General features: G+C 71.3%; 13 protein-coding genes. 7 read left to right on the plus strand and 6 right to left on the minus strand.

Translation table 11 applies throughout. The features are described from left to right. The 5 genes from VF697_RS00275 to VF697_RS00295 all read left to right on the plus strand — a co-directional run. Positions 1–516 (plus strand): PQQ-binding-like beta-propeller repeat protein (locus VF697_RS00275; protein ID WP_331091051.1); only part of this gene is annotated, 516 nt, incomplete at its 5' end. 1 nt (position 517) lies between these two features. Further along, positions 518–3,589 (plus strand): hypothetical protein, encoded by a 3,072-nt coding sequence (locus tag VF697_RS00280; protein WP_331091053.1) that lies wholly within the window; start codon positions 518–520, stop codon positions 3,587–3,589. Beyond that, entirely contained in the window at positions 3,579–5,228 is a 1,650-nt protein-coding gene (locus VF697_RS00285) for an SWIM zinc finger family protein (protein WP_331091055.1), read from the plus strand. The genes VF697_RS00280 and VF697_RS00285 overlap by 11 nt, the downstream gene beginning before the upstream one ends. 278 nt (positions 5,229–5,506) lie before the next feature. Next, positions 5,507–7,081 carry a reverse transcriptase family protein gene (locus VF697_RS00290; RefSeq protein ID WP_331091057.1) on the plus strand — a complete coding sequence of 525 codons (1,575 nt, stop codon included), beginning with the start codon at positions 5,507–5,509 and terminating at the stop codon, positions 7,079–7,081. Positions 7,082–7,108: 27 nt separating this feature from the next. Further along, positions 7,109–7,360, plus strand: coding sequence for a hypothetical protein (locus tag VF697_RS00295; RefSeq protein ID WP_331091059.1), 252 nt, complete (start codon positions 7,109–7,111; stop codon positions 7,358–7,360). Between the two features lie 39 nt (positions 7,361–7,399). On the opposite strand, the gene VF697_RS00300 is transcribed toward VF697_RS00295, so the two are convergent. The 3 genes from VF697_RS00300 to VF697_RS00310 all read right to left on the minus strand — a co-directional run bounded on the left by VF697_RS00300 (position 7,400) and on the right by VF697_RS00310 (position 11,397). Next, positions 7,400–9,115: a serine/threonine-protein kinase gene (locus tag VF697_RS00300; RefSeq protein ID WP_331091061.1), complete on the minus strand. Its 1,716-nt coding sequence runs from the start codon at positions 9,113–9,115 to the stop codon at positions 7,400–7,402. 97 nt (positions 9,116–9,212) lie between these two features. Beyond that, on the minus strand, positions 9,213–9,800 hold the full coding sequence (locus VF697_RS00305) for a GAF domain-containing protein (protein WP_331091063.1): 588 nt from the start codon (positions 9,798–9,800) through the stop codon (positions 9,213–9,215). A gap of 166 nt (positions 9,801–9,966) precedes the next feature. Further along, on the minus strand, positions 9,967–11,397 hold the full coding sequence (locus VF697_RS00310) for a M48 family metalloprotease (RefSeq protein WP_331091065.1): 1,431 nt from the start codon (positions 11,395–11,397) through the stop codon (positions 9,967–9,969). 153 nt (positions 11,398–11,550) lie between these two features. On the opposite strand from VF697_RS00310, the gene VF697_RS00315 reads away from it, so the two are divergent. Both VF697_RS00315 and VF697_RS00320 read left to right on the plus strand, forming a co-directional pair. After that, entirely contained in the window at positions 11,551–12,171 is a 621-nt protein-coding gene (locus VF697_RS00315) for a hypothetical protein (protein WP_331091067.1), read from the plus strand. A 129-nt stretch (positions 12,172–12,300) separates the two neighbouring features. Further along, positions 12,301–13,533 (plus strand): phospholipase D-like domain-containing protein, encoded by a 1,233-nt coding sequence (locus VF697_RS00320; RefSeq protein WP_331091069.1) that lies wholly within the window; start codon positions 12,301–12,303, stop codon positions 13,531–13,533. 12 nt (positions 13,534–13,545) lie between these two features. On the opposite strand, the gene VF697_RS00325 is transcribed toward VF697_RS00320, so the two are convergent. The 3 genes from VF697_RS00325 to VF697_RS00335 all read right to left on the minus strand — a co-directional run bounded on the left by VF697_RS00325 (position 13,546) and on the right by VF697_RS00335 (position 15,110). After that, positions 13,546–14,229 (minus strand): endonuclease III, encoded by a 684-nt coding sequence (locus VF697_RS00325; RefSeq protein WP_331091071.1) that lies wholly within the window; start codon positions 14,227–14,229, stop codon positions 13,546–13,548. 10 nt (positions 14,230–14,239) lie between these two features. Further along, entirely contained in the window at positions 14,240–14,467 is a 228-nt protein-coding gene (locus VF697_RS00330; protein ID WP_331091073.1) for a hypothetical protein, read from the minus strand. Between the two features lie 151 nt (positions 14,468–14,618). After that, complete coding sequence (locus tag VF697_RS00335; protein WP_331091075.1) at positions 14,619–15,110, minus strand: hypothetical protein; 492 nt, start codon at positions 15,108–15,110, stop codon at positions 14,619–14,621. Positions 15,111–15,247 lie beyond the last annotated feature (137 nt).

The following is a 15,247-nucleotide window of genomic DNA, read 5'->3' on the forward strand; positions in this document are numbered from 1 at the left end:
TCCTGCGCCGCGGTGGATGACGGCCGGTACGTCTTCGCTGGCGACAACATGTCCAGCGTCTACTGCTTCAACCAGAAGGGCGAGCGCCTGTGGAAGCTGTCCACCGGGTGCGGCTCGGCCTTCTCCATGCAGTTCTTCCAGGACCGGCTCTACCTCGTCACCACCGACGGTGTGCTCGCCTGCATCGACGCGAGCGAGAAGGCCATCCAGGCCGCGCAATCCGGCTCGCTGCCGCAGGCCCGCAGCATCCAGGCGCCCAAACCCGTGGACGCCGTCCTCACCAGCACCGTGGAGACGACGCGCGAGGCGGGCAAGGGCGTCATCGTCGAGTGCTACCAGGACGGCCCCCACCTGCGCGTGCGCGCGGTGTCTCCCGGCTACCGCTCCGACTGGCACGTGCAGTTCCCCAAGGACATCCGCCAGGCGGGCAGCCGCTACGTGGTGGAGGGCCTCCATGCGTCCGCGCGTGGTGGCTTCTACCGCGCCCATGGCGACATCCGCCGGCTGGTGAGCTGACGTGAAACTGCTCGAGCAGGTGACGCTCCTCTTCCAGGAGGGGAAGAGCGACAAGGTGTACGAGGTGGACCTCCTGGAGGTCTCCCCGGGCCAGTGTGTCGTCAACTTCCGCTACGGGCGGAGGGGCACCGCGCTCAAGGATGGCTCGAAGACGCCCGTGCCCGTGCCCCAGGCCGAGGCCAAACGCGTCTTCGACAAGCTCGTCCAGTCCAAGCTGGACTCGGGCTACCTGCCCGGGGGCGCGCCCGGCACTCCCGCCTCGCCGCCCGCGTCCCGTGCTCCCGCGTCCCCGCCTCCGAGGGTGGAGGCTCCGGCCGGCACCTCGCCCCGCGAGCGCACCCTGCTCCAGCAACTCCAGCAGGAGGCCAGTGCCCGGCAGTGGTTCCGCCGCGCCGACGTGCGCGCCCAGCCTCGCAAGCTGGAGCGGGTCATCTGGCGCGCGGGCGAGCTGCGGCTGCGCGCCGCCGAGCCCCTGTTGCTGCCCCTGCTGGAGCGGGCCCAACCCCTGCGGGCCTACAGCCTCGTCGCCGCGTTGGGGCGCCTGGGCTCGGAGGCCTCGGTGTCCACGCTCGGGCGGCTCTACGGGGAGGCCTCCACGCCGGACATGGTGCGCCGCATGGCCACCGAGGCGCTGCTGCAACTCTCCGACGAGGCCACCCGCGCCGACTTCCGCCGGGACATGCTGGAGACGCTGCCTCCCGCGCTGCGCGAGCCGGCCCGGGCGGGGAACGCGGAGGCCTTTGGCCAGGCGCTCGACGCGCACCTCGCCTCGGGGAAGGCGGACGCGCTCGACGTCCTCGAGTCCCTCTACCGGGTGGACTCGGAGACGGTGCGGCCCGCGCTGCTGCGCGTGCTGCGCACGGTGCCCTTCACCGTGCAGTCGGTGCGCGTGCTGCGTCACCTCTTCAAGGCGGCCGAGTACCGGCGCGACGGCGAGGTCTTCGGCCTCATCGCCTGGCGCTATGAGAAGGAGCGCTCGCTGGGGGCCAGCCGGCCGCGCGCCTATACGCTGCGGACGCGCAAGTACCTCCGGCGCCGCGTGTGGCGCACGCTGCGCCGCCTGGGCGAGCTGGAGAGCCCGGACTTCGTGAAGATGGCGGTGGGGGTGCTGCTCGCCTTCAGCGACGCGGACGCGAGCCCCACGGCGGAGTCGGACTGGGGGCCGCGGAGGCACTGGTACGCCTACTCCCCCTACTGGGCCTTCAACCACCTGCTGTACAGGGAGAGCTCGCGCTACGAGGCCAACCCGAACGCGCTCTACTTCCAACTCAAGACGGGGCACCGGTTCGGAGGGCATGCGCCGGACGTGCGCGAGGAGGCCTTTCCCAAGCTGTGGGAGCGCACCCCGGCGGGCCTCCTGCACCTGTTGGACGAGAGCCGCTGCGCCCCGGTGCACGAGTTCGCCGCCCGCGCGCTGCGCGCCTGCCCGGACTTCCTCGCCCAGCTCGACGTGGACGCGGTGGCCATGCTGCTGGAGCGGCCCTATGAGCCCACCGCGCGCCTCGGCTTCGAGCTGGCCTCCCAGCGGCTGGATGCGAAGCGCGAGCCCCGGGCCCTGCTGCTCGCGGTGGCGCGCTCGGCGTACGCCCCCGCCCGCCAGCAGGCCTTCCGGTGGATGGACGAGCTGCGCCACGTCCTCGTCGAGGACTCTGGCTTCGTCGCGGGGCTGGCCACCGCGCCGCACGCGGAGACGCGCGCCTACGCCGCCAACCTGGTGCGCGGCTCCGTGCTCTCCGCGCAGACGGTGCAGGCCCTCGTCGGCCGGCTGGTGGCGGCGCTGCTGTCCCTGAAGGCGAAGGAGGACGGCCCCGTCGCCGTGGACGTGGCCCGCGTGGTGCTCGCCGCGCTGGGGCCCGTGTCCCGGACGGTGGGGCTGGACGTGGTGCGCGACCTGCTCGCCCACCCGCTGCCCGAGGTGCAGGAGCTGGGCGGCGAGCTGCTCCTGCGCCGCGATCTGCGCACCGAGCCCGTGCCGGACGAGCTGCTCCAACTGCTGGTGCAGGCGGAGCACGCGCCCCTGCGGGCCCTCGGCCTGCGGCTGCTCGCGCTCCTCGCCGAGTCCGAGGCCTCGCTGCTCGCCCAGGAGGAACTCCTCACGCGGCTGGCCACCAGCCGTGTGCCGGACGTGCGCACCGCGGTGCGCCCGCTGCTCGGGAGGCTCCTGGCCGCGAGTCCCGCCGCGGGAGCGCGGGTGGTGGAGGCCCTGCTGGACGCGCTGCTGCGTCGCCGCCTGCCGGAAGGTGTGCCGGCCCATGTGGCCTCGGTCCTCTCGGAGGAGCTGGCGCCCGCGCTGGCCTCGCTGCCGGCCGAGACGACGTGGCGGCTGCTCGAGTCCGAGGACGCCGCCGCGCAGGGCGTGGGGGCCGCGCTGCTCGCCCGCCGTGGCGTGGAGCTGACGGTGGAGGTGCCGCGGGTGACGAGGCTCGCCGGACATGACGTGCTGGCGGTGCGCGAGTGGGCGTGGCGCTGGCTGGAGGCCCACGTCCCCGAGGTGCGCGCGGAGCTGTCCACGGCGGTGGGCCTGCTGGACTCGCGCTGGGAGGACGCCCGCGCCTTCGGCTTCCGCTACTTCCGCGAGCGCTTCGCTCCGGAAGACTTCTCCCTGGAGGTGCTCGTCTCCGTGGCGGACAGCGTGCGCAAGGACGTGCAGGCCTTCGGGAGGGAGCTGCTCACGCGCTCGTTCCGCGAGGCGGATGGGCCCGAGCTGCTCCTGCGGCTGTCCGAGCACCCCGCGCCCGCCGTGCAGCTCTTCGCCACCAACTACCTGGAGCGCTTCGCCAGTGGCAAACCCGCGCTGGTGGAGCAGCTCGCGCCGTACTTCATCCGGGTGCTGAGCCAGGTGAACCGGGGCCGCGTGGCGCGGCAGCGGGTGCTGGGCTTCCTCCAGCGCGAGGGCCGAGGCACCGAGGCCAGTGGCCGCGTGGCCATGGAGGTGTTGCACCGGATGTCAGCCACCATTGCGATAGAGCATCGGGCCGCGGCGCTGGAGGCGATGCTGGCCATCGCCAAGGCGCAGCCGTCCCTTCCCGTGCCCTTCCAGGTCCGCCCGGTGGAGGTGCGCCGTGCAGTTTGAATACTCCTACAAGGGCAGCACCTCGGTGCAGAACCGGGGAGACAGCACCGAGCTGTCATTCGCGCCGGACCTCAAGCGCCAGCCCACCTTCTTCTCCGGCGAGCTGCGGCAGAACGTGGCCTTCCGCGAGGCCATCTCCGCCCTGCATGACGTGGTGGTGTCGGACCTGCGCTTCAAGCCCAAGGACAAGACGGCCTACAAGGCCTGGGCGGCGCAGCGCGACGAGACGCTGGACGTGGAGGTCATCCTCGCGAGCCGCCAGGCGGTGGCCAGCCGGATGAAGGCGCTGCGCGAGGAGCTCGCCGAGCTGGAGAAGGAGAGCTCCCGGCGCATGAGCGCCTTCTACGCGGCGCGCACGCGCTACTACCAATACCTCTACGAGAAGAACCGGGACTTCTGGTTCGTGTTGGACCCGGTCATCACCGTCCACCCGGACGAGTGCTTCTTCGAGTGCTTCAGCCAGGACGAGTCCAGCTATGGCCGGCTCGGCGCCAGCTACGAGGTATTCCAGAACGTCGGCGAGTTCGCCTGCGGCACCACCAACATCGACTACTCCTCGCCGCTGTATGACGAGTTCCAGAAGATCCGCTCGTACAAGCGCACGCGCTTCGAGGTGGACCCGAGCGGCTTCACCACTCGGACGGGCACGGACGAGGCGTACAAGGAGGTGAAGATCGACCTCCCGGACTCGTGGGTGCGCGGCTTCCTGCAGGTGAACTCGGCGATGGCGCTGCCGGCGGTGCGCTTCACGCTGCACCCCATGGACGTGCACAACTTCCTCTTCGTGCTCAAGCGGCACAAGGAGAAGAAGGGCCCGCGCTCCATGCGCTACAAGCTCTCGCCGGGGCAGCCGGTGAAGGTGGTGTTCGAGCCCTGGGGCACGGAGGTGGTGTGCCCGCGCTCGGTGTACGAGGGCGAGGGGACGCACGACATCCGCGTGTGGGGCCGCCGGCGCCTGGGCGTGCTGGAGCGGCTCATCCCCGTGGCCAGGCGCTTCACCGTGCACCTGCTGGGCTCGGGGCTGCCGTCCTTTTACGTGGCGGACCTGGGAGACCTGTCCTTCACCCTGGGCCTGTCCGGGTGGACGGCCAATGACTGGTCCACCGCGGGCAACTTCGACCTGATGGCGCCGCGCGGGCAGGTGGACGAGTTCACCCGCCGCCGTGTCTTCGACGCGCTCAAGGAGACGTGGTCCGCGAGGCCCGAGGCGCTGGCCTCGAAGCTGGGACTGGACCGGGGCGCGGTGCTCGGCGCGCTCTCGGCCTGGACGCAGGCGGGGCGGGCCATCTGGGACTTGAACAAGGGCGTGTACCGGGCGCGCGAGCTGAGCCGCGAGCCGCTGCCCATGGACAGGCTGCGCTTCGCCAACGAGCGCGAGGAGCGGGCCACGCGCTTCCTGGACGCGGGCGCGGTGAGCGTGACGGCGCGGCCCTCCAGCACGGATGGCTCGCTGGAGCTGAGCGGCTCGGTGAAGGAGGGCGGCAAGGTGCTCCGTCCCACTTTGCGACTCGATGGGGACCAGCGTATGGTTTTCGGCGAGTGCACGTGCAACTTCTTCCAGCAGAACAAGTTGTTCCGGGGGCCGTGCGAGCACCTGCTCGCGCTGCGGCTCCAGCACTCACGGGTGTCTCGCACATGAGAAGGGGGAGGGTTCGCGCACGCGGCGGTCAGGGGGCGGTACCTTGCAATCCGGACGGTGTTTCGCCGTCCATGCCCCATGGCCTGTCATGCATCACTGGCCCGCTCTTTACTGTGCGGAGCCTCCCTCCCTGTCGCGGCAGCGCTGTCGACCTCGTCGGTCCTGCGCGCGACAGGGAGGGGGCTCCGCTGGAGTTGAGACGGTCCAGTCCCGAGAGCAGTACGAAGGTGCTCTCTGACCGCCGCGTGGACGGACTCTCCCCCTCTCACTGACCCGCCATGTCCTCCCAGCCTCCCCGCAGCAGACAGGAGCTGTACGAACGCATCCGCGCCGGCTCCAAGGACGAGGTCGTCCTCGAGGAGATGGTGCGCCTGGGTTTCTGGCCCGCGCGCAGCGGGATTCCCGGGGACCCGGCGGACGTCATCCACCGCCGCAACGAGCTGCAGGGGCAACTGCGCGCGCTCACCACCGAGCAGAGCCGGCTGGCCAACCTGCAGGCGATGAAGCGCGAGCTGCTCGAGCGGCGGCTGGAGGAGAGCCGGCGCAAGCGGCAGGAGACGAAGGAGCGGCGCGAGCGCGAGCGGCAGCAGCGCGCCGAGGTCTGGAAGGAGCGCAAGGCGAAGGAGGTGCTCTTCCTGGGCCGGGGCGTGTCCGGGGGCCTGAGCGCGCGCACCGCGGACGAGGCGAAGCTGGCACGCCAGGGGCTGCCGGTGCTGGCCTCCCCCGAGGTGCTGGCGCAGGCGCTGGGGCTGAGCGTGGGGCAACTCCGAGCGCTGTGCTTCACGCGCACCGCGTCCACCACCAGCCACTACGTGCGCTTCCTTTTGCCCAAGAAGACGGGCGGCACCCGGCTCATCTCCGCGCCCCTGCCGAGGCTCAAGGGGGCGCAGGCGTGGGTGCTGGAGAACCTGCTGAAGAAGGTGCCGGTGCACGAGGCGGCGCACGGCTTCCGCGAGGGGCGCTCCATCGTCACCAACGCCCGGCCGCACGTGGGCGCGGGCATGGTGGTGAACCTGGACCTGAAGGACTTCTTCCCCTCGGTGCTGTACCCGCGGGTGAAGGGCGTCTTCGTCAGGCTGGGCTACAGCGAGGCCACCGCCACGGTGCTGGCGCTGCTGTGCACCGAGCCGGACGTGGAAGAGGTGGAGCTGGACGGGCGGCGCTGGTTCGTCACCCAGGGCAAGCGGCGGCTGCCCCAGGGCGCGCCCACCTCGCCCGCGCTGACCAATATTCTCTGCCGGCGGTTGGACCGGCGGCTCGCGGGCGCGGCGCGCAAGCTGGGCTTCGTCTACACGCGCTACGCGGATGACCTCACGTTCTCCGCGCGGGGGCCGGGGCCGCACGACGCGGGCGAGTTGCTGCGGCTCGTGCGCTGGGTGGTGGGGCAGGAGGACTTCACCCCGCACCCCGACAAGACGCGCGTCCTGCGTCGGGGCCGGCAGCAGGAGGTGACGGGCGTCGTCGTCAACGACAAGCCCGGGGTGGATCGCAAGACGCTCAAGCGCTTCCGCGCCCTGCTGCACCAGGTGGAGAAGACCGGGCCCGAGGGCAAGCGCTGGGGCCAGAGTGGGGACGTCATCGCCTCGGCCGTGGGCTTCGCCAACTACGTGGCCATGGTGGACCCCGTGAAGGGCAAGGCGCTCCAGGCGAAGGCCCGCGCGCTGGAGTCGCGCCATGGGCGCCGCCCCGTCACGCCGCCTCGAGCGAAGGCGAAGAAGGTGGCCGCGCCCCCGGCGGCTCCCTCCGCGACACCGGTCCAGGCTCCCGCCGCCCCGGTGGAGTCCGCGAGCAGCCCACGGAGTGAGGAGAAGCCCACCGAGGCCCCGAAGAAGAAGTGGTGGAAGCTGTTCTGAGCCGGGGCTCGCGCTAGGTTCGCCGCCGTGAACGGGAACGTCGTCGTCGCGGTGGTCGTGGTGGCCGTACTGGTCGGGCTCATCTTCTGGGCCCTGCGGTTCTTCAATCCCGTCGACCGCCTGCGCAACCAGTACCTCCGCAACGTCCGCCAGCCGCGCCCGGAGGCCGAGCAGTCCCTCGCGCGGCACCTGGCCCGCCTCCAGGAGCGCTACCCTGGCAAGTCCGAGGTCTGGTACCTCCGCCGCGTCCTGGCGGACCTGGAGCGCGACCGGCGGTGAGCGCCTGGGGCGCTCACGCTTCCCGGTGGAGCAGGCGCGTCACGGAACGTCGGCGTTCGCCGTCGCCTTCGGCACGCGCGAGTACACGCGCACCCGCTTGCTGCGGACGTCCGGCTGGTCCTGCTTCTGCTCCTCGAAGGAGAGGGTCTCGCCCTGGAGCAGCTGCTCGTCGTCGTAGTTGACGAAGAGCGCCTGGATGAAGGGATCCAACGGCTGCTGCGTCAGGCCCTCACAGCTCACCGGACTGCGGGTCAACTTCTCGGCCTCCATCCACGGGCCGTACCTGCCATCCTCCCCCCGGGTGGACTCGACGGACACTTCCATGACGTAGCACCCCGGCTCGTCCAACGGTGCATCCTCGTCCTCCGCGCTCTCGGTGTCCGGGCCCTCGTCGGGGTCCGGGGCCAGCGTCGGCTCCGTGGCGGCCACCTCGGTGTCATTCGCGCTCCCCGCCGTCGGCGTCGAGCTGGCGGTCGTCGCCGGTCGTGGCGCGTCGGGTGCGCCCACGATCTGCTTCACCAGGGTGACGATGAACACCCCGATGAACAGGAGCAGGGGAATGCCCAACACGACGCCCGCGGCGATCGCCACGACGCGCATCGCGCCGCTCGAGCGCGGGCGGGGCGGAGGCTCCGGCGTCTTGGGCGCGGGCCGCTCGGGCTCGCGCTGCTGCCGCACCTCGGGCTGGGGTTCCGGCTTCTTGGGGTCGGCGGCCCGCTGCTCCTTCTGGACCTTGTCCGGCGGCAACGTCGCGGACCGCCCGTCGTCGGCGGGCCCGTCGTCGGGCGACGGGTGCGGCATGTCCACGGGCGCCGCGAGGGAGGAGACGCCCACGCCCGGACGCAGGGCCTCCTCGCAGGCGGCGAACGCGCGATCCGCCTCGGCCGCGTCCTGGAAGCGATCCTCCGGGCGCTTCTCCACGAGCTTCGCCAGCGTGCGGCGGACGACGTCCGGCAGGGGCAGCTCGATGGGCGGGGGCGGCTCCGTCATCTGCGCATGGAGGATGCGTGGAATCGTCTTTCCCGCGAAGGCGCGCTTGCCACTGAGCATCTCGTGGAAGATGAGCCCCGCGGCGTACAGGTCCGTGCGCGCGTCCACCGGCTTCTCGGCGATCTGCTCTGGCGCCATGTAGGCCGGCGTGCCCACCAGCGCGCCGTCGGAGGTGAGCTGGGTGACGGACTCATCGAGCTGCTTGGCGATGCCGAAGTCCAGCACCTTCACGAAGAGCTGGGTGTCGTCCGGGGCGGACAGGAGGACCTTGAGGTTGGCGGGCTTGAGGTCGCGGTGGACGATGCCCAGCGCGTGCGCGGTGCGCAGCAGGGACAGGAGCTGGCGCATCACCGCCACGGCCGTGCGTGGCGGCAGCGCGCCCTGCTTCGCCAGCAGCTCGGCCAGCTCGGTGCCGGTGACGTACTCCATGACGATGAAGGGCGTGCCCCGCACCACGCCGAAGTCCACGACGTGCGTCATGACCGGGTGGCTGATCTTCGCGGCCACCTTGGCCTCGCGCTCGAAGCGGGCCAGGGTCTCGGGCGTGCCGAAGAGCCGCGAGTTGAGCACCTTCACCGCCATGAGCTTGTCGAGCTGCAGGTGCGTGGCGCGGTAGACGGTGCCCATGCCCCCGCTGCCGAGCTGGGCCTCGATGCGGTAGGTCTCCTTGAGCACCATCCCGGGGGTGATTTGAAAGGGCGTGGACGGGTTCGAGGCCGGCTCGGAGGAGGCATCGACGGGAGGCGTGCGCGAGGCGTCGGTCATGGCTGGGGGCGCATGTTACTGGAAAGCGAAACGGCCTGGACACCGCCCACGAGAAGCGGTTTCCAGGCCGTTGGGGTGCGCCGAGGCGCGAGGCGGACTAGCGGGTGCCCGTCGCCGCGCAGCGCATCATCATCGCCTCCAGGTCACTGCGCGTCTGGGCGAGCGCCTCGCGCCGCAGGTCCTGGCGCAGCGCGTTCGACAGGGAGCGCGAGAGCGTCTTCACGATGTTCAGCTCCTCGGACGTCCACCGCCGCTCCTTCTGGCAGTCGTCCAGCCGCAGGAAGCCCCACCACTGCCCGTTGAGCGTCCCCACGCTGATGGGGCACAGCAGCACCGACTGCACGCCCTGCGCCTCCAGGTTCACCTTCATGGAGCCGGGGATGTTGCGCACCACCTCCCAGACAGGCTGCCCGCGCGAGAGCACCTCCACCCAGCCCGTCATTTGATCCTTCAGCGGGAAGGTCTGGAGCAGCGGCGTCGTGGGGGCCACGCCCCACACGCTGCGCAGCACCGACAGGCGCCGGCCCGGCGTCGTCGAGGAGCCGTTCTCGTACACCACCGCCCGGTCCACGCCGAGCGCGCGGCCCACCAGCTCGATGGCGCCCAGCACCGCCTGCGCGGAGAAACCCTGCTCCACCAGCAGCTTCGAGGCCTCGGAGACCTTCGTGAATGCTTCGAGCGACATCGCATCCTCCGTTGCCAATGAACCCAGGAATACCCTGGAAGGCCAGTAGCAGTCGCATTCCTAGCGACTCGTGGGTTCATTGAACAGCAAATGGATTGCGACTGTCAAGCTAGTCTGGATTTTCCCAGCTCCTATGGAATTCCACTTCCTCTGGGTGTTGGACGCTTCACGGTGAGCGCGGCTGCGTGCCTCCCACGACGCGCTTCACCTGCTGGCCTGCGGGGAGCGTCTCGCCCGGGGCGACGCCGTTGAGGGTGGCCAACTCCTCCAGGGGGACGGTGGAGGGGTAGCGGGCGTGGAACTGCTCGAGCGTCATCGCCTGGGGGAGCGTCACCAGGTCCAGACGCGCCGGCTGCACGCCGAGCACCGCCGGGTCGTTCAGCTCGCGGAAGCTGGAGAGGGTGGCGCGGAAGGCCGGCTCATGGGCGGCGAGCTGGCCGGCGGCGGTGTAGCCGATGAGCTGGTACGTGGTGCCGCCGTGGGTGAGGAAGCTCGTCACGCCCTGGACGACGCCCTGCTCCGTGCGCGCCTCGAAGAAGCGCGACTGCGGGGGGAGGCCCTGGGGCGCCACGGTGAGAGGCTGCACGCCGGGCTGCGAGAAGAACTGTTGCAGGGCCTGCTCGGGCGGGACGGTGCCCGCCACGGCGAGCCCTACCAGGGCATCCTTCTGGGGGCTCACCCCCAGCACCGCCTGCGTCTGGTTGGCCGTCTGCCAGCCCTGGGGGAAGTCCAGCTGGAAGCGCAGCTCCGGGTGGAAGAAGCGCGTGCCCTGGAAGAAGCCCTGCCGGGGGTTCTGCCCATAGGGCATGTCCTGCAGCAGGCGCAGGTAGCGCGCCGGCTCGTCCCGCAGCGTGGAGACGTCCAGGTTCAGCGTGCCGAGGCGCTTCTGCGTCTCCTTCAAGCGGTCCCCCGGGTCCGGGTGCGTGGAGAGCCACGTCGGCAGCCGGCTGCCCTCCTTGCCGCTCGTGCGCGAGAGCATCTCGAAGAGGTCCAGCATCTCGCGGGCGTCGTAGCCCCCGTTGAGCATGTAGCGCAGGCCCAGCTCGTCGGCCTGGGTCTCCGCGCCGCGTCCGTACTTGAGCAGGAGGAGCCCCAGCCCGGCCGAGGCCAGCTCGCCGTACTTCGCCAGGTCCGGCGACAGCACCATGCCCAGCCCCAGCCCCAGCTGCGCGAGCTGCGCCCGTGTGAGCTGCCCGGCCGAGTGCCGCGCGGTGACGTGGCCAATCTCGTGCCCGAGCACCGCCGCCAGCTCGGCCTCGGAGCTCATGTGGGCGAGGATGCCGCGCGTGACGAAGATGGGGCCGCCGGGCAGCGCGAAGGCGTTCACCGTCGGGTCATCCAGCACCTGGAAGCTCCAGGGCAGGTCCGGCCGCTCCGTCTTCGCCGCCAGGCTCTTGCCCACCTGGGCCACGTACTCCTGCAGCTGGGGGTTGGGCAGCAGCCCGATGGACTGCCGCACGTCCTCGGCGCCCTGCTTGCCCAGCTCGATCTCATCCCGCTGGGACACGAGGGAGAACTGACGCTTGCCGGTGACGGGGTTGTGGACGCACGCGGCCAGGGCGAGCAGCAGCGACACGGCGAGGAGTCGTCGGGACATGGCCCTGGGCGATAAGGATGCCCCCCGCTCGCGGCCACCTTCCCTGGCGTCGGAGTGTCGATGGTGGACAGAGAGCCGGACTGCGGGGCGGGGCTCGGGTAGCCTCCGGGCATCCGGTGCCGGCCGTGGGGCCCGGAAGGGGAGGTCTCGTCGATGGAGAGCCTGGACGCGCGCCTGGAGAACCTGGAGCGCCGCTGCCGCCGCCTGCAGTCCCTCACCTTCGCCGCGCTCGTGCTGGGGGCGCTCGGGGTAGGCACGGCCACGCTGGGCCCGCTGGCCTCGGGTGGGGAGCTGGTGGCCTCGCGCCTCACCCTCCGGGACGCCCAGGGCCGCACGCGCGCCACCCTGTCCGCGCAGGGAGGCGAGGGGGGCCTGGTGCTGCACGACCTCCAGGGCCGGCCCCGGGCCCTGCTGGGGGTGGACTCCAGCGGCTCGCCCCGGCTCCGCTTCGCCACCGCCGAGGGCGCCTCGCTCGCCGAGCTCACCGTCTACTCGGACGAGGCCCCGCGCCTGTCGCTCGGGAAGAACGGCGGCACCGAGTTCTTCTCCGTGGGGCTCATGCCCGATGGCTCCTCGCGCCTGGAGCTCGCGGACGAGGACGGACGCCCACGGGCCATTCTCGGCGCGGACGAGCATGGCTCTCCCGGGTTGATGCTCGTGGACCGGAAGGGCCAGCCCCGCGCCTCGCTGCGGGTGTCACCCAAGGACGAGGCGAGCCTCATCCTCGAGGGACAGGACGGCGAGGTGTTCCGGGCTCCGACTCCCGTGCAGTAGGGCGGAGGGGGGAAGCCACGTACACGCGGGGGCAGGCGGGCGGGCTCGGCCCCCCGGGCGAGGGCTTCCGCGCGGAGGCGACGTCCCTACCTTCCCCCGGCCATGCACGAGGGAGCGCCAGCGTCGGGGATGCAGGGGTGGGAAGCACCCAACCACCAGAACGACCAGCATGAGATGACGGGGCCCACGGTGCTGCCACCCGGGTTCGACGCCTTCCGTCACGCGCTCTACCAGTCCACGCGCGTGCGGCTCGAGCCGGGACACCGGGTGGAGCTCGTCGAGAACGGGCGCATCTTCGACGAGGTCATCGAGTCCATCCGTCAGGCCACCGAGTTCGTCCACATCCTCGTCTTCATCTGGCGTCCCAGCGAGCCCTCCGACCGCATCGTGGAGGCGCTGTGCGAGCGCGCCCGCGCCGGGGTGGCCTGCCGCGTCGTCGTGGACCCCGTGGGCAGCCAGGAGGTGCGCGGCGAGCACGACTTCAACCCGAAGGTGGAGCAGCGGTTGCGCGAGGGCGGCGTCGAGGTCCACTACTTCCGGCCCCTGTCGGGCCGGTGGTTCGGCCGCATCCTGGGGCGCACCCACCACAAGCTCGTCCTCGTCGACGGGCGGGTGGGCTTCACCGGGGGCTTCGGCATCTGGAAGTCATGGCAGGGCGAGGGAGACAGCCCCGAGGAGTGGCGCGACACCAACGTGCGCGTGGAGGGCCCGGCGTTGCGCGAGATGCAGCTGGCCTTCGCGCGCACTTGGCAGGAGTGTGGCGGCGCGCTGCTGCCGGAGAATTGCTTCTCCGCGCCGACGGACGAGGGTGACGCCACCGCCTGCTTCGTGGAGAGCGCTGGCGGCCCGGGCCTCTCCGACGCCGAGCGCATGCTGCGCATCGTGTTCGCCGCCGCGCGCCGACGCCTGTGGATCGCCAACGCCTACTTCACCCCGCCCAAGGCCATCCTCGAGCAGCTGCTGGAGAAGCGGAAGCAGGGGGTGGACGTGCGGGTGCTCGCGGCGGGGCCCGTGCATGACTGGCGCATCGTCCGCGCCTCGCAGCGCGCCACCTACGAGCAGATGCTGAAGGGTGGGGTGCGCCTGTGGGAGTACCAGCCCTCCATGCTGCACTCCAAGACGGTGCTCGTGGATGACTGGCTCAGCGTGGTGGGCTCCACCAACCTGGACGCGCTCTCGCTGCACCGCATGCGCGAGGGCTCGCTGGTGGTGGCCGACCGGCGGCTCGCCGCGAAGCTCGAGAAGTGCTGGGGGCGGGACCTGTCGCACGCGAAGGAGATGACCCTCGCTCACGGCGGGCGCACCAACCCCTGGCGGCGCTTCGCGCGGCGGGTGACGCAGCTGCTCGCCACGGACCGCTGAGCCCACCGGGCCTCAGCGGGGGTTGCGCACGCCCACCTGCTGGCACATGGACAGCACCGGGCAGGTGGAGCACTGGGGCCGCGTGCCGGTGCACACGTGCTTGCCAAAGGGCACCAGCAGCCGGTTGAGCTCCACCCAGTGCGCCCGGGGCAGCTTCGCCTCCAGCGCGACCAGCGTCTGCTCGGGCGAGCGTGCCTGGACGTAGCCCCAGCGGTTCGTCACCCGGTGCACGTGGATGTCCACGCTGATGCGCTCCTGCCCGCAGGCGATTCCGAGCGCCAGGTGCGCGCACTTGGGCCCCACGCCCTTGAAGGACTGCAACACCTCGGCGTCGGCCGGCAGCTCGCCGCCGAAGTCCTCCACCGTCCGCACCGCGATGGCGTGGATCGTCCTCGCCTTGGGCTCGGGGAACGTCACCGGGCGGATGAGGGACTCAATCCGCTCCGGCCCCAGGCGACGCATCGCCTCGGGCGTGCGGGCCTGGGACAGCAGCCGGAGCGACACGGGCAGCGACACCTCGTCCCGCGTGCGGATGGAGAGGATGCAGCTCACGAGCTGCTCGAAGAGGCTCGTGTGGCCGCGCGCCGCCAGCTCGAACATGGCGGCGTCCGCGAAACCCTGGATGGACTCGCGCACCCGCGCCAGCACCCGCTCGATGTCGAGGGGCTCCTTGTCTGGGCGCGGGGGCGCCTTCACGGGCCCGCGTCTACTGGGAGCCCGCCTTGGAGCTGCCGGGGGCACGGATATCCCGCTGGTCGTTCTTCTTGGGGCCGCCATGCGTGCCGAACTCGCCCGCGTTGCGCTGCTTGGGGTACTCGTCGTCGTCCCGACGCTCCCGGCCCTGACCCGACACGTCACCCGAGTGCACCTTCGGGCTCTCCTGCTCCTGGTCCGTGTCGGCCTGCAGCTTTTCCTTGTCCTGGTCCTGTGCCATTCGGGCACCTCCCTTTCTCCAGGAAGATGGGGATGGCGGAGGGAGGTGGCTCCCGGCTGCTGCCGCGCCGCAGGGCGGGCAGGCGACCGGGCGGCGGGAGGTGACTTTGGAGGGGGAGCCTGGGACCCGTCCCAGGGGCTGGGCCTTCGCTTCAGGGCAGCGGGGTGGTGACGTAGTCCGTGCCGCTGGAATGGCAGCCGTGGCAGGTCTCGTGGCCGCGGCCGTAGTAGTTGCGGGCGTAGTCCGGCGCGAAGCCCTCGTAGAAGAGCCACGTGTCCTTGCCAGTGCCCTCGGAGACCTTCACGTCCAGGGCATGGCCCCGGAGCGTCTTCCCGTCGTTCTCGTACAGCTCCTTGATGAGGATGCTGCCCACCGGGTGGGTGGCCTTGCTGTCCCGCATCGACTGGACGACGGTGTCGTTGAAGAAGACGCGCACCTTGCTGCCGTGAGGGGCGCGCGTGTCGTGGACGGAGGGCTCGGCGAGCCAGTCCTTGTACCGACCCTCGCGCACGAAGGCGGTGATGCCGGCTTCGGAGGTGTCGAGCTGCTGGATGACACCCACGCCCTCGTCCACCGTCGACGTGGGACCGCAGGCGACGGCGAGCATGGACAGCAACAGGAGACGCCTTCCGGGTAGGGCCATCCCGGCATTGTACTCAGTCCAGGAAGCGGCGCTCCCAGCGGAGCAGCTCCTCGGGGCTCACGCGGCCGTAGGACAATTTCCAGTGATGGAGGTGGGGCTCGAGGACTCTGGCGAGCGCGCGGTGGAGGGGGAGCGTC

The organism is Archangium sp., assembly GCF_036388035.1.
GTDB lineage: Bacteria > Myxococcota > Myxococcia > Myxococcales > Myxococcaceae > Archangium.

Excerpts from the sequence above, each read along its gene's own strand:
- VF697_RS00290 (WP_331091057.1), top strand. The coding sequence starts at position 5,507 with ATGTCCTCCCAGCCTCCCCGCAGCAGACAGGAGCTGTACGAACGCATC.
- VF697_RS00300 (WP_331091061.1), bottom strand. The coding sequence starts at position 9,115 with ATGACCGACGCCTCGCGCACGCCTCCCGTCGATGCCTCCTCCGAGCCG.
- VF697_RS00305 (WP_331091063.1), bottom strand. The coding sequence starts at position 9,800 with ATGTCGCTCGAAGCATTCACGAAGGTCTCCGAGGCCTCGAAGCTGCTG.
- VF697_RS00310 (WP_331091065.1), bottom strand. The coding sequence starts at position 11,397 with ATGTCCCGACGACTCCTCGCCGTGTCGCTGCTGCTCGCCCTGGCCGCG.
- VF697_RS00315 (WP_331091067.1), top strand. The coding sequence starts at position 11,551 with ATGGAGAGCCTGGACGCGCGCCTGGAGAACCTGGAGCGCCGCTGCCGC.
- VF697_RS00320 (WP_331091069.1), top strand. The coding sequence starts at position 12,301 with ATGCAGGGGTGGGAAGCACCCAACCACCAGAACGACCAGCATGAGATG.
- VF697_RS00330 (WP_331091073.1), bottom strand. The coding sequence starts at position 14,467 with ATGGCACAGGACCAGGACAAGGAAAAGCTGCAGGCCGACACGGACCAG.
- VF697_RS00335 (WP_331091075.1), bottom strand. The coding sequence starts at position 15,110 with ATGGCCCTACCCGGAAGGCGTCTCCTGTTGCTGTCCATGCTCGCCGTC.